Source organism: Hyphomonadaceae bacterium ML37, assembly GCA_027627685.1.
Classification (GTDB): Bacteria; Pseudomonadota; Alphaproteobacteria; order Caulobacterales; family Maricaulaceae; genus Oceanicaulis.
Map to the genome: position 1 here is coordinate 2172456 of CP091241.1, position 12586 is coordinate 2185041.

Annotated in this window: 14 protein-coding genes; 3 read left to right on the forward strand and 11 right to left on the reverse strand. The window is 66.6% G+C overall.

Annotated features, from left to right (window positions below; translation table 11 throughout):
• The 6 genes from L2D01_10730 to L2D01_10755 all read right to left on the reverse strand — a co-directional run bounded on the left by L2D01_10730 (position 1) and on the right by L2D01_10755 (position 4453).
• Entirely contained in the window at positions 1–336 is a 336-nt protein-coding gene (locus tag L2D01_10730; protein ID WBQ09371.1) for a DUF5615 family PIN-like protein, read from the reverse strand.
• Complete coding sequence (locus L2D01_10735; protein ID WBQ09372.1) at positions 337–573, reverse strand: DUF433 domain-containing protein; 237 nt, start codon at positions 571–573, stop codon at positions 337–339.
• A 32-nt stretch (positions 574–605) separates the two neighbouring features.
• Complete coding sequence (locus tag L2D01_10740; GenBank protein ID WBQ09373.1) at positions 606–1775, reverse strand: CoA transferase; 1170 nt, start codon at positions 1773–1775, stop codon at positions 606–608.
• Positions 1776–1869: 94 nt separating this feature from the next.
• Positions 1870–3066, reverse strand: a complete 1197-nt coding sequence (locus L2D01_10745; protein WBQ09374.1) for an acyl-CoA dehydrogenase family protein — start codon at positions 3064–3066, stop codon at positions 1870–1872.
• Between the two features lie 33 nt (positions 3067–3099).
• Positions 3100–3621, reverse strand: a complete 522-nt coding sequence (locus tag L2D01_10750; protein ID WBQ09375.1) for a MaoC family dehydratase — start codon at positions 3619–3621, stop codon at positions 3100–3102.
• A 10-nt stretch (positions 3622–3631) separates the two neighbouring features.
• A complete protein-coding gene (locus tag L2D01_10755; GenBank protein ID WBQ09376.1) occupies positions 3632–4453 on the reverse strand; it encodes a CoA ester lyase in 822 nt (273 codons plus the stop codon).
• Positions 4454–4565: 112 nt separating this feature from the next.
• On the opposite strand from L2D01_10755, the gene L2D01_10760 reads away from it, so the two are divergent.
• The 3 genes from L2D01_10760 to L2D01_10770 all read left to right on the forward strand — a co-directional run bounded on the left by L2D01_10760 (position 4566) and on the right by L2D01_10770 (position 8747).
• The gene (locus L2D01_10760; protein WBQ09377.1) at positions 4566–5126 is read left to right on the forward strand and encodes a VOC family protein; all 561 of its coding nucleotides are present in this window, start codon (positions 4566–4568) and stop codon (positions 5124–5126) included.
• A gap of 119 nt (positions 5127–5245) precedes the next feature.
• Positions 5246–7831: a zinc-dependent metalloprotease gene (locus L2D01_10765; GenBank protein WBQ09378.1), complete on the forward strand. Its 2586-nt coding sequence runs from the start codon at positions 5246–5248 to the stop codon at positions 7829–7831.
• A gap of 109 nt (positions 7832–7940) precedes the next feature.
• Complete coding sequence (locus L2D01_10770; GenBank protein ID WBQ09379.1) at positions 7941–8747, forward strand: DUF3108 domain-containing protein; 807 nt, start codon at positions 7941–7943, stop codon at positions 8745–8747.
• 5 nt (positions 8748–8752) lie between these two features.
• On the opposite strand, the gene L2D01_10775 is transcribed toward L2D01_10770, so the two are convergent.
• The 5 genes from L2D01_10775 to L2D01_10795 all read right to left on the reverse strand — a co-directional run bounded on the left by L2D01_10775 (position 8753) and on the right by L2D01_10795 (position 12434).
• Entirely contained in the window at positions 8753–9280 is a 528-nt protein-coding gene (locus L2D01_10775) for a hypothetical protein (protein ID WBQ09380.1), read from the reverse strand.
• A 28-nt stretch (positions 9281–9308) separates the two neighbouring features.
• Positions 9309–9590, reverse strand: a complete 282-nt coding sequence (locus L2D01_10780) for a DUF2312 domain-containing protein (protein ID WBQ09381.1) — start codon at positions 9588–9590, stop codon at positions 9309–9311.
• Between the two features lie 93 nt (positions 9591–9683).
• Positions 9684–10664: an alpha/beta hydrolase gene (locus L2D01_10785; protein WBQ09382.1), complete on the reverse strand. Its 981-nt coding sequence runs from the start codon at positions 10662–10664 to the stop codon at positions 9684–9686.
• Positions 10661–11224: a hypothetical protein gene (locus L2D01_10790; GenBank protein ID WBQ09383.1), complete on the reverse strand. Its 564-nt coding sequence runs from the start codon at positions 11222–11224 to the stop codon at positions 10661–10663. Before L2D01_10790 ends, L2D01_10785 begins: the two co-directional genes overlap by 4 nt.
• Positions 11225–11750: 526 nt before the next feature.
• Entirely contained in the window at positions 11751–12434 is a 684-nt protein-coding gene (locus L2D01_10795; GenBank protein WBQ09384.1) for an SDR family oxidoreductase, read from the reverse strand.
• Positions 12435–12586 lie beyond the last annotated feature (152 nt).

Consider the following 12586-nt stretch of genomic DNA (forward strand, 5'->3'; position numbering starts at 1 on the left):
TCACTCATATTTGCGGCTACGCGCCTGGCGTTGCGTGATCACGGTCAGGCAGCCAAACAGGGTGTCTTGCTGCTGCTCAACGGCCTGGACGATCAGCGCCTCATCCAGAGTCCGCAACAGGATGATCGCTGGCGGGTGCACCCCGTGGCGAAAAGCGATATCGCCAAATCCGTTGTCTGTGGTGACGAGGATGCGCGCCGTCCGGATGGCGAGATTCGCGACTTCAAAATCATCCGCGCCGCGGTGATCAGGCGATACGAATGTGACGTCATGGCCTGCGCGCGCCAGCGCATTCGCGATCTCGCGCGGGACGCATTCGTCTATCAGGAACCGCATTCACTCGGCCGCAGACAGGACATCGCCAGCCATCACGTCCGCGGCGAAGGCCAGCGCAGCCGCCACATCGCCAGGTGAAAGCGACGGGTAGGAGTCAAGAATCTCCGGCTCCGTGCGGCCCTTGGCGACCTCGCGCACGATCAGATAGACCGGCATGCGCGTGCCTTTGATGCACGGCTTGCCAACCATGATGGCCGGGTCGGCGCTGATGCGCGGGTGAGCTTCTTCCAGGGTCATGGCGTCAGCCTATCATATTGCCGGCTGGAATTTCACGCTTCAGAATCGAATTTTGATCCCGCTTTCAGCGGGCCAAGCACCGCTTGCGAATGCTCCCCCAGCTTGGGCGCCCGCGCCTGGCTGGGCCGTTCGCCATTGATGCGGAATGGTTCGCGCAGGAGCTTCAGCCCGTCCGGGCGATCGGGATGGTCCACCGTTTCGATGAGACCCGCCGCATCCGGCGCATCCAGCGCCTGCGACAGGGAATACACCGGCGCCACCGGGACCTTGCCCCCCAGCAGCGTCACCCAGTGGGCGGTGGGCCGGGTGCGGAACAGCGCGTCCAGCTCGTCCTGCAGGGCCGCGCGGTTGTCGCCGCGGGCTGTCGTGTCGGCAAAGCGCGGATCGGCGGCAAGATCGGCGCGCTCCACGGCCTCGCAGAACATGATCCAGAATTTGGGCAGCTGGCACATCAGGAACAGCCAGCCATCTTCGGTGGGAAAGAGCTGGCTCGGCATCACCGACGGGTGGGCCGAGCGCGCCAGGCGCTTGGTCTCCGCGCCCTCATTGAGATACCAGGTCGCCGGATAGGACAGCTGGTGCAGGGCGGTATCCAGCAGCGACACATCCACATCACAGCCCTGACCTGAGCGCCGCGCGCCCAGCACCGCCGAGACCAGACCCAGCGCCATCATGGTGCCGGTCATGAAATCGACCATGGACAGGCCAAAGCGCGCCGGCGGGCCGTCGGGTTCGCCGGTCAGCGACAGAAACCCGGCCTCGGCCTGCATGAGATAATCATAGCCCGGCCAGGCCTCGCGCGCCCCGCCCCGGCCATAGGCCGACAGATGCGCACACACAATGTCCGGCTTGATAGCTTTCAGGCCGGCATAGTCCACCTTCAGCCGGGCCGGCAGATCGCCGCGCAGATTATTGGCCACCGCATCGGCGCCCTTCACCAGCGCTTCGAACAGGGCGCGGTCATCGTTCTGCTTGAGATCAAGGCAGACCGATTTCTTGCCCCGGTTGAAGGTCTGGAAGAACTGGCTGTCATCCTCGCCCAGGAAGTACGGCCCCGCCGCGCGCGATGAGTCGCCACCCTCGGCGGTCTCGATCTTGATCACCTCCGCGCCCAGCCCGGCCAGAAGCTGTGTGCCATAGGGTCCCGCCCCATATTGCTCGATCGTCAGGATGCGCAGGCCGTCGAGGGGTTTGTGCATCATGGGTCTCCTGTCGACGCCTGCGCAGGTGCTCACATCTTTCCTCCCCCGCTTGCGGGGGAGGTGTCAGCGAAGCTGACGGAGGGGGGAGCGCCCCCTAAACCGGGTTCCGCTTGATCAGCTGCTTGGCGATGATGATGCGTTGCAGCTCGTTGGTGCCTTCGCCAATGCACATCAGCGGCGCGTCGCGGTAGAGGCGCTCGATCACGTACTCTTTCGAGTAGCCATAGCCGCCATGGATGCGCATGGCTTCGGTGGCGACCTCCACAGCGGTTTCGCTGGCAAAATACTTGGCCATGCCCGCTTCCATGTCGATGCGCGCGCCGGTGTCGTAGGCGCGCGCGGCGTCCTCTACCAGCAGCTCGGCGGCGCGGGTGCGCGCGGCCATGTCGCCGAGTTTCAGCTGGATCGCCTGATGCTCGCAGATCGGCTTGCCCATGGTCTTGCGGGTCTGTGAATAGGCGACGCTTTCGCGCAGCGCCCGCTTGGCGATGCCCACCGAGCGCGCGGCGATATTGATGCGCCCGATCTCGAGCCCGCCCGTGGCCATGAAGAAGCCCTGCCCCTCCTCGCCGCCGACCAGCGACAGTTCGGCGTCGCAGGCATAGTCCTCAAAGATGAACTCGCCTGAATCGATGCCCTTGTATCCAAGCTTTTCCAGCTTCTGGCCGTTGCGGATGCCGGGCAGGGCCGCGCCGGTCTCGGGATCGATCTTGGAGACGATCAGCATGCTCATGCCCTTGTAGCGGGGCTCGGCGCCGGTGTCGGTCTTCACCAGAAGCGCGCAGGCATGGCCTTTAATGGCGTTGGATATCCAGGTCTTGGCGCCGTTGACGATATACTTGCCGCCCTCAAGGCGGGCCGTGGTGCGGATCGCCTGCAGATCGGTGCCTGCATCCGGCTCGGTCAAGCCGAGGCCGCCGCGCAGCTCGCCGGTTGCGAATTTCGGCAGCCAGTATTCCTTCTGCCGGTCCGTGCCGAAGCGCTGGACAATCTGCGCCATCATGAGGTGGGAGTTGAAGATGCCGGTCAGGCTCATCCACTCCTCGGCGATCATCATGACGATTTTGGAGTAGGTCGTGGCTGACAGGCCCAGCCCGCCATATTCAGGATCGATGAGCGCGCCGAACAGGCCCAGCTCCTTCATGTCCTCCACGAGTTCGGCGGGCCACTCGTCGGCATGCTCCAGGTCCATCGCCACCGGCGCGACCTTCTTCTCGATCCATTTCGCAATGGCATCGAGCATCTGGCGCTCGTCGGCATCGGTCATCTGATAGGTTTCGGCAGCAGCCATGTGAGGCTCCTAAGGTTTTGCGCGCATAGCGCCCTAGTAATTGCCCACCTTGTCCTCGACCGCATTGCCGCGGCCGGGGATGAGCATGTTGCGTTTGAAGGTACAGACCATTTCGCCGCGCTGGTTGAAGCCGCGGGTCAGCACCGTGACGATGCCCTGGCCGGGGCGCGACTGGCTCTCGCGCTTGGCCAGCACTTCGCTCTCGCCATAGATCGTGTCGCCGGCGAAGACCGGCGCGGTGAACTTCACCTCGTCCATGCCCAGATTGGCGATGGCCTTCTGGGACACGTCCGTCACGCTCATGCCGATCAGGATCGCCAGCGTATAGGGGCTGACCACCAGATTCTGCTTGAACTCCGAGCCCTTGGCGAACTCTGCGTCGAAATGCATCGGGTGAGTGTTCATCGTCATCAGCGTGAACAGGTGATTGTCGTACTCGGTCACCGTCTTGGCCGGGCGATGCTCATAGATATCGCCGACGATGAAATCCTCAAAATAGCGCCCGAAAGTCTCGCGATAGCGCTGCGGACCGATTTCCTTGACGTTCTGAACCACGAATTTCCCCTTATCCCTGCCGTGCGGCGGCGAGCGTGCGGCGCGCCGCCCGGATCACCGGCAGTTCGATCAGCTTGCCATTGAACAACGCCGCGCCGCCGTCAGCCTTGGCAAAGGCCTCCAGAATGGCGCGCGCCCGGGCCAGCTCGTCCTCGCCCGGTGTGAAGGCGGCGGCGACGCCGGCGATCTGTTTTGGATGGATGCAGGCGCGCCCGGTAAAGCCCAGCGCCTTGGCGCGGGCTGTGGTTTCGGCGAGGCCCGCCTCGTCCTCCACGTCCAGCCAGGGCACGTCCATCAGCTCCACGCCCGAAGCAGCGGCGGCGGCGGCCAGCACGCCGCGCGCATGCAATAGCGGCTCCCACTCCATTGTGATGGCCAGGTCAGCCGCGTAATCTGCGCCGCCAAACAGCGCGCCCTCCACGCCGGGCGCTCCCGCAATCTCGTAGGCATGTTTCAGTCCTGCCGCGCTCTCGATCACCGGCCAGAGCGGCGGCGCGTCCGGTCCGCCCAGCGCCTCGGCGATGATCACCAGCTCCTCTCGGTGAGAGACTTTGGGAATCATCAGGAAATCGGCCCGGCCCTCGCCGTGGGCATAGGCGGCCAGATCAGCCAGCCCGGCGGCCGTGCGCGGGGAATTGATCCGGAAACCCAGGCGCGGCGCGCCTCCCGTGCGCGGCTCAGCCAGCGCCGCCATCACGGCATGACGCGCCTCGTCCTTGCCGGCGGGGGGCACCGCGTCTTCCAGATCGATGCATACGCCATCGGCCCCGGCGGCCAGCGCCTTGGCGATGCGGTCAGGGCGCGATCCGGGGACAAAAAGCAGGCTGCGCATCGAGTTCCAGTCTGATAGGGTTGTCCGGACAAATTAGGGGTCAGCTCCGGGCCGGTCAAGCCGCGCACGGCGCCGGACGCCCGCCGATCCACTGCTTTTGAGGAGACCCGCCATGTCCACCCTTGCCGCCCTCGCCGCCGCCCTCAGCGTCCTGTTCGCCAGCACCAGCGCCGCCGCGCAGGAGCCGGCCGGCGACGCGCCCTATGACGGGACCTACTTCAAGCGTCAGGCCATCATCGTGTCGGACATGGACCGGGCGCTGACGCTGTATCGCGACATTCTCGGATTTGAGCTGCACTCGCTGACGCAGTCGGGTCCCGACAGCTATTCCTATGAGGTGTTCAATATCCCGCGCGAGGCCTCGATCCGGTTCGCCACGCTGGACGGCGGCGCAGTTCAGGTGCGCACCCTCGCCCTTATTGAAGTGACCGGCATCGAGCTTCAGCCGCTGACCGGCATCCGCCGCGCGGCCGCCGTCATCGACGCCCATGGCCGGTATGAGGCCATTGTAGAGGCCATCGACGCCCTGGGACTGGACCGCGTTGAGCCGCGCGCATTGGGCCGGGCCGACAGTGAGCGCGGGCAGGGCATTGAGCTCGGCTTCACCGACTGGGACGGCAATCTCATCGTGATCTATGAATTTCCCCGGCCCGAACCGCCCACCCCGCGCTGACCGGGCCGGGAGGCGCGCCTGTCGCGTACGTGACCGATAATTAAGCTGCTTCAGGCTTGGCCGTAGCCGGTCCATTGGCCTAGTTTAAAGGCTGACCATATTCCGGGGAGGGAAATTCCATGTTGAATCAGGCAGGCCGCTGGGCCGCGGCGGCGCTTCTTGCGCTTTTCATGAGCGCTGCGGCGTTCGCTGAAACCAAAACCATCGAAGAGTTTTTTGAAGACGAGACGATCGAAGAGATCGACGGCCTCTTCCCTCTCTACCGCAATACCGAGAACGGTGACCTCTTCATGGAGATCTCCGCCGATCAGCTCGGCGAGGAGATCATCTATTTCACTTATACCGAGAACGGCGCGCCGCGCGTGGGCCATTTCCGCGGCCAGTTCCGCGCCAACCGCATCCTCACCTTCGAACACCGCTTCGGCAAGATCGAGATCGAGGCGGTGAACACCAATTTCTCCGTCGATCCGGACAATGCGCTGTCGCGCGCCGCCAACGCCAACATCACCCGCGCCCTCCTCGCCGTGGTCGATGTGGTCGCCATGACCCCGGCTGGCGAAACGGCGGAAGGCGACGAGGCGTCTGAGGATCCCGCCTCCGCCCGCTACCTGATCAATGCCGGCCGTCTGCTGCAGTCGGAAGACATGCACCAGATCAAGCCGACCCCGCCCACGGGTCCGGCCGCCGCCAACATGTTCCAGCTCGGCCGGCTCGACAGCGGCCGCACCCGCGTGCTGGACGCGCGCGGCTATCCTCTGAACCTGGATGTGGTCGTGGAGTACGTGTTCACCAATGACACGCCGCGGGGCGCCAGCGGGCCGGAAATCACCGACGCGCGCACCATCGCCATTCAGCTGCAGCACTCCTTCATCGCCATGCCCGAAGACGGGTTCACGCCGCGCGAGGATGATTTCCGCGTGGGCTATTTCGGCGAGCGCGTCACCAATCTCACCGACACGACAGTCACCCCGTTTGACGACGTGATCAATCGGTGGCGCTTGGTCAAACAGGACCCGGACGCGGAACTGTCCGACCCGGTCGAGCCCATTGTGTGGTGGATCGAGAACACCACGCCCCACGAGCTGCGCGACACCATTCGCGAGGCGGCGCTGAGCTGGAATATCGCGTTCGAAGCCGCCGGCTTCTCCAACGCTGTCCAGGTCGAAGTCCAGCCCGATGACGCCGAGTGGGACGCGGGCGATATCCGCTACAATGTCCTGCGCTGGACGTCCTCGCCCACGCCGCCATTCGGCGGCTACGGGCCGAGCTTCACCAATCCGCGCACCGGTGAGATCATCGGCGCGGACATCATGCTGGAATACGTGTTCCTGACGAACCGCATCCGCTTCTCCGAGCTGTTCGACGTGGCCGGCCTGACCCAATGGCTGCCCGCAGACATGCTGGCGGAGATGACCGGCCAGCCCGAGCTGGCGCATGTCCACGACCACGCCGAAGGCGAAATGTGCAATTTCGCCGAACACCTGCAGTTCGAAACCCAGGCCGCCCTGGCGACCCTGCAAGCGCGCGGCGCCACCGAGGTGGAGGTCGACGAGCTGGTGCGCCAGTCGCTCCACTATCTGGTGATCCACGAGATCGGCCACACGCTGGGCCTCATGCACAACATGCGCGCCACCTCCGGCGTGCCGCTGGCGGACCTGCATGACGGCCGGGCCGTGACAAACTCGATCATGGATTATCCCGCGCTGAACGTCGCTCCGGCGGGCGTGGAGCAGGGCCAGTGGTCCCTTGACGTGCCCGGCCCCTATGACATCTGGGCGATCCAGTACGGCTACACCTCCGACGAGGCCTCCCTGCCCGCCATCCTGGCCCGCTCCACCGAGTCGGAGCTGGCGTTCGGCAACGACGCCGACGACATGCGCTCGCCCGGCGGCGGCATTGATCCGCGCGTGATGATCAATGATCTCTCTGACGATCCGGTGGGCTGGGCCGCTGAGCGTGTCCAGCTCATCAATGAGACGCTGGCCACCTTGCCCGAGGTGTTCGAGCGTGAGGGCGAGACCTATCAGGGCCTGCTGACCAGCTATCAGATCCTGTCCGGCCAGCGTTTCGGCGCGGCCAACGTGGCCACGCGCCATATCGCCGGGGTCTATAACAACCGGGCCGTGGTCGGTCAGCCCGGCTCCGAGCGGCCCTTCGTGCCGGTGCCTGAAGCCAAGCAGAAAGAAGCCCTGCGCGTGCTCGAGGCCGCCATGTTCGGTCCGGAGGCTTTCACCATCGAGGAGGCCTATGCCGACCGCCTGCAGCGTCAGCGCCGCTTCTTTGACCACTTCGGTACGAACGAGGACCCGTCGCTGCACAGCCGGGCCTTCGGTCAGCAGATGGCGCTACTGGCTCATCTGACCCACCCCAACGTGCTCGACCGCCTGCAGGATTCCCGGCGCTATGGCGGCACCTACAGCGCGGCCGAATACATGCGCGACCTGACCCGCATCATGTATGCAGCCGACGTGGGCGGCGAGCCCAACACCTACCGCCAGAACCTGCAGGTGGCCTATCTGCAGCGCCTGATCGCGCTGACCAGCGAAGCGGGCCTCTCGCCGGCGGGCCGTTCGGCGGCGCTGGCGGCGATCAATGACGTCAAGGGCCGGGTCGGTCCGGCCTGGCTGCCCGATCTGTTCGGGTCGGCGGAGGCGCGCGCTCACCGCGCCCATCTGCGCCGCCTGATCGCGGCGTTCGAGGCCTGAGACTGACGGATGAGGCGCAGGCTGCGGTTCGCCGCGCCTGCGCCTCAAATCCGCCCCAGGCCTTGGCTCTTCTGAAGGCAGGACACACCCGTCTGCCGGAGCCTCCCCCATGCGCCTGATCACCCGCCTCGCCGCCGTCATCCTGACGGCCGCCGCCCTGACTGCACCCGGCTTGGCGGACAACGCCACGCAGGCCGCCGCGCCCGCCGGGGCGATGACGCTGTCGGCGCGCTATTCGGGCAGCGTGCTGGCCATACCGGTGGGGCGCGTGGAGCTGAGCGCGCGTCTGGGCCAGGACAGCTACACCGCCAGCGCCACGGCGGTCGCGACCGGTCTGGCCGCCCTGTTCACCGATGTGCGCATTGATTCCGAGGTCAGCGGCGCCATCACGCGCGGCCGCGCCCGGCCTGTCTCCTATGCCCATGACGAGCGCACCGGGCGCAAGCACCGGCGCATTGATATGAGCTTTGACAACCGCATCGCACGCGCCACCGCCGTGCCCAATTTCTCCACCTGGGGCGATCCGCCCGCCACCGACTCCGACCGCGCGGGCGCCATCGACCCCATGACGGCGGTGCTGATGCTGTCCCAATCCATGACCGGGCGGCGCGAATGTTCAGGGCTCCTGCCCGTGTTTGACGGCCGCCACCGCTATAGTCTGCGCCTGCAGGCGCGCGGGCGCGAACACGTGCGCACGCCCGCCTGGCAGGGCGAAGCCATTGTGTGCGACGCCTTCTACGAGCCGATTTCGGGCTATACCGACCGCCAGCGCCCCAGCCCTCGCGATTTGCGCCACCCGCTGACCCTCTGGCTGGCCCCGCTGGACAATGGCCATCACCTGCCCGTGCGCCTGCAGACCCGCGCCGGGTTTGGCGTGCTCATCGAGCTCAATTCACTGGAGATGAGCCCGGCGTAAGGGGGTCACTCCTCCTTCCCGCCCTTGATCACCTTGAACACCGGACGCGCCGCCTTTGCAGGGGCGGGCGCTGGTGCGGGTGGTCGGGGCGGTGACGGGTCGGGTGATCGTCCGGCCGCCTCCCGGGCGGGGGGCGGCGCGTCCACATCCTCGTGAATGTCGCGGCTGCGCGCGCGCGTCGGCTGCGTTTTTGACCTAAAGCTGGAGCGCTTCTGGGTGAAGCCGCCGCGCGGCTTGCCGCGGGCCTTGGCCTCGATCTCTTTCAGCTTGACCAGCTGCAAGCGCGAGAGCGCCTCGCCCGGCGCGCCCTTGGCGGGATCGGCGAAGGCAGACCCGTATTCGTTCAGACGCGCCTCCACCGAGGCCATGAACTCGTCTTCCCAGTCGGTCAGTTCGGCCCGGGCGGTCTCAGCCGCATCCGCATCGCCGGATTCAGCGATGGCGCGGCTCACCGCATCGCGGGCCCGGCGGATACGGGCGAGCGCCTTGCGCGTCGCCCGCTCTGCAGCTTTGTCGTCCGTGTCGCGCGCCATGGCGCCTCCGCGCCGGGCGTGCAGCGGATCAGAATTCGCCGACAGCGCCCAGATACAGCTCCAGAAGCGCTTCCTGCTCCTGGCGCTCATTGCGATCCTGCTTGCGGATAGAGATGACCTTGCGCAGCACCTTGGTGTCAAATCCAAAGCTCTTGGCCTCGGCGTAGACTTCCTTGATGTCGGCGGCGAGGCCGGCCTTTTCCTCTTCCAGACGCTCGATGCGCGCCACGAAACTTTTCAGCTGGTCGCGGGCGGCGGCGCCGATGGCGTCGGATTCGTCTCGTTCAGGGGTGGCGGCGAAGTCAGCCATGGTCCGTATCCTTGTCTCGGTCAAACAGGTGTTGCGATGGGGATAGGCATGGCGGCCCGTCAGGGCAAGCGCGCGGTCAGCGCGCCATGCGCCCTATGGCAGACGCGCCCGTACATCACCCGCTGCCTCGGCCACCGCAGCCCGCCCGCGCTCGCTGTGATGGGGATTGTGTCCGGCGCCCTCAATGAGGCGCAGCTCGCCAGCGGGCAGGGTTTCAGACACCGGCTCGGCGTGGCGGTGGGTGAACACCACCGTGTCATCAGGCCCGGCGATCAGGATCACCGGCTGGGTGATCTGGTCATAGCGCTCTTCCTGGGCGGCCAGATGCTCGTTCACGCGGGCCATGTCGTCCGCATTCGCGCGCCACGGGCCGGGGCGCAGGATCAATGGCAGCTGCGTGCGCTCCACATAGCCCTCCGGCATGGTTTCAGGCTGGAACGCGCTGCGCGCGCCGCTCTCCAGCTGGCCCGGCCCGACGATGGGGATGACGGCATGGGTCATCAGCGGCCCGATCACCGGCCAGGTGCTGGCGCGATTATACATCGCCGCCTCGCCGACCCAGGCGCGTATGGCGGGCGCGATCAGCACTGCCCCGGCGGTGCGGTCAGGGTGATCCATCAACAGGCGCAGCGTGATCGCCGCGCCCCAGGAATGACCGATCACGGTCACCGGCGGCTGGTCCAGCGCTTCAAGGAAGGACGCAATCAGCACCGCCTCGCGCTCAGGGCTCCAGGACCCGCCCGGACGCTGGCTCCAGCCCAGGCCCGGGCGGTCCAGCCAGATTACACGATACGCGCCCAGCGCCGGCTCCAGCCCGGTCTTGATCTCATGCAGATTGGCCGACGCGCCATGAAGCGCCAGCACCGCCGGCGCACCCTCGGGGCCGGTGACGTGATAATGCAGGCGCGCGCCATCCACGGTGATAAACTGGCCGTCTGGTGGATATCGCTCGGCCAGTTCGCCGGTCCGCCCGGCGCCGGCGGCGCAGGCGCCCAGAACGGTCAGCGCGAGGAGCGCCACGCATGCCGCTGCGATGACCACCGGTGCAGGCAGGCTCATCTCTGTCAGGTTCACAGGGCGCGCCCCGCCAGATCACGCGTCAGCCGGGCGCGGGCCGGGCCGGCGGTGTGATGGTGGGGATGAATGGCCAGCGCTTCTTCATAGGCTTCCAGCGCCGCCGCGCGCGCATCGGCCCGCTCCAGCGCCTGAGCCAGCATGACCCAGGCGTCAAAGCGCCGCGGCTCGCGCTCCACCGCCTCACTGAGCGCTTCAAGCGCGAAGCTCCAGTCGCCGGCCTCCGCCGCCAGCCGCGCCGACGCCACCCAGCCCTCCGCGAAGTCGGGCTCCAGCCGGCGCAAATGGTCCAGCGCGCGCTGCGCCGTGGCGTCGTCGCCGCGCTCGTCCGCGTCTGCCGCCCGGCTCAGGAGGAGGTCGGCGGCCGGGCCGGCCTGCTGGCGCCAGAGCGACAGCACCTCGTCGGCGATGACATCCGCCTCGGCGGGCGTGGCCGCCTCGCGCAATGACGCCAGACGCGCCTCCAGCCGCTCGTCCAGGGACTGGCGCACGGGCGCGGTGTCCAGCCGGATCACCGGGTCGGCGTCGGCCTGGGCCAAGGTGAGAAGCAGTTCGATCATGCCAATGAGCATAGGCGTCCGCAGGCGGGAGACAAGCCGCAGCGCCGCAGCGCCGCAGCGTGCTGTGACACGCCCGTCTATGGCGCATCACAGTCTTGTGACCGCGCCGATACCGCCGGACTGCCCACGGCGCGCAGATAGCAAAGATGTCGCATCCCAATCGCGCGAAGCGGGTATTGAATAAGAAAAATCAGACCCTTGACCGGAGCGCCTTGTCGATGATCAGATCATCTGGCGCTGATCGGGGAGGGTGATCGGGCAGAACCTGACCGAATACAGCGCTTGCACCGGGCGCTGCGGTGTCTACATCACAAGCCAAGCTGAGTCGCTTCAGCAAACGCACACATCGAACAGGCCTCAGAGTGCGTCCCCCCAGCCTGCCCGATGAGGCCTGCAGGCGCCGCCGGACATGCCTGTCCCCCGTTCGGCGGCGCCGACCCCATAGAAAAACGCCCCGCACAGCGTGTGCGGGGCGTTTTGCATTTCAACACAGGGGCTTATCGGACCTGCAGGCGCACCAGCCGCGCTACCAAGGCAGATCCTGGCCGTTGGAATGGAAAAACCGCCCGCTCATGGCCGGGTTGGCGCGCGCGATAAGATCAAGCTGCGCCTCCACCGCTTCGGTCACGGTCAGGTTGCCGCGCGGCCCGCCCATATTGGTCTTCACCCATCCTGGATGCAGGACCATCACGACCACGCCCTTGGCCTTGAGGTCCTGGCTGAGCGACTTGCCCACCGCGTTGAGCGCCGCCTTGGAGGCGCGATAGGCGTACATGCCGCCTGAATCATTGTCGGCGATGGAGCCCATGCGCGAGGACTGAAGCGCAATCACCTTCATCTGGCTGGCCGCCACCTGATCGGCGAAGGCTTCAGCCAGCGCCAGCGGCGCCAGCGCATTCACCCGCATGGAGGCGATGAACTCTTCGCTGGCGCCCGAGCCGAAGCCGTCGCGGTGCATCATGCCGGCATTGGCGAACAGGATGTCGACCGGACCGGTCACGCGCTTTTTCAGCGCGGCGGCTGACGCCATATCAGCCGCGTCATAGGCTTCGATCCGCAGCCGGCCATCGCCAGGATCGAGCGCTTTGAGGTCAGCCGCCGCGCCGGGATCACGCACAGCGGCGGTGACCGTCCATTCGCGCGCCAGCAGGTGTTTTGTGTGTTCCAGGCCAAGGCCGCGATTGGCGCCGGTGATCAGGGCGTGGGGCATGAGGCCTCCCGAGGGTGTGTAAGGGGTGATGACATGTTGAGGCGCACCTCACCACAGCCCCGAAGTCAGGTCCAGCCGCCGCGCAGCGCTTGAACGGCGCGCGCGGCGCAGTAGTGTGCGGCCATAAATTTCAATCTGCGGCGCGCCGCACA

Bases quoted from the DNA above. Each gene is read 5' to 3' on its own strand.
- L2D01_10730 (WBQ09371.1), bottom strand. From the start codon at position 336: ATGCGGTTCCTGATAGACGAATGCGTCCCGCGCGAGATCGCGAATGCG.
- L2D01_10735 (WBQ09372.1), bottom strand. From the start codon at position 573: ATGACCCTGGAAGAAGCTCACCCGCGCATCAGCGCCGACCCGGCCATC.
- L2D01_10740 (WBQ09373.1), bottom strand. From the start codon at position 1,775: ATGATGCACAAACCCCTCGACGGCCTGCGCATCCTGACGATCGAGCAA.
- L2D01_10745 (WBQ09374.1), bottom strand. From the start codon at position 3,066: ATGGCTGCTGCCGAAACCTATCAGATGACCGATGCCGACGAGCGCCAG.
- L2D01_10755 (WBQ09376.1), bottom strand. From the start codon at position 4,453: ATGCGCAGCCTGCTTTTTGTCCCCGGATCGCGCCCTGACCGCATCGCC.
- L2D01_10760 (WBQ09377.1), top strand. From the start codon at position 4,566: ATGTCCACCCTTGCCGCCCTCGCCGCCGCCCTCAGCGTCCTGTTCGCC.
- L2D01_10765 (WBQ09378.1), top strand. From the start codon at position 5,246: ATGTTGAATCAGGCAGGCCGCTGGGCCGCGGCGGCGCTTCTTGCGCTT.
- L2D01_10770 (WBQ09379.1), top strand. From the start codon at position 7,941: ATGCGCCTGATCACCCGCCTCGCCGCCGTCATCCTGACGGCCGCCGCC.
- L2D01_10775 (WBQ09380.1), bottom strand. From the start codon at position 9,280: ATGGCGCGCGACACGGACGACAAAGCTGCAGAGCGGGCGACGCGCAAG.
- L2D01_10780 (WBQ09381.1), bottom strand. From the start codon at position 9,590: ATGGCTGACTTCGCCGCCACCCCTGAACGAGACGAATCCGACGCCATC.
- L2D01_10790 (WBQ09383.1), bottom strand. From the start codon at position 11,224: ATGATCGAACTGCTTCTCACCTTGGCCCAGGCCGACGCCGACCCGGTG.
- L2D01_10795 (WBQ09384.1), bottom strand. From the start codon at position 12,434: ATGCCCCACGCCCTGATCACCGGCGCCAATCGCGGCCTTGGCCTGGAA.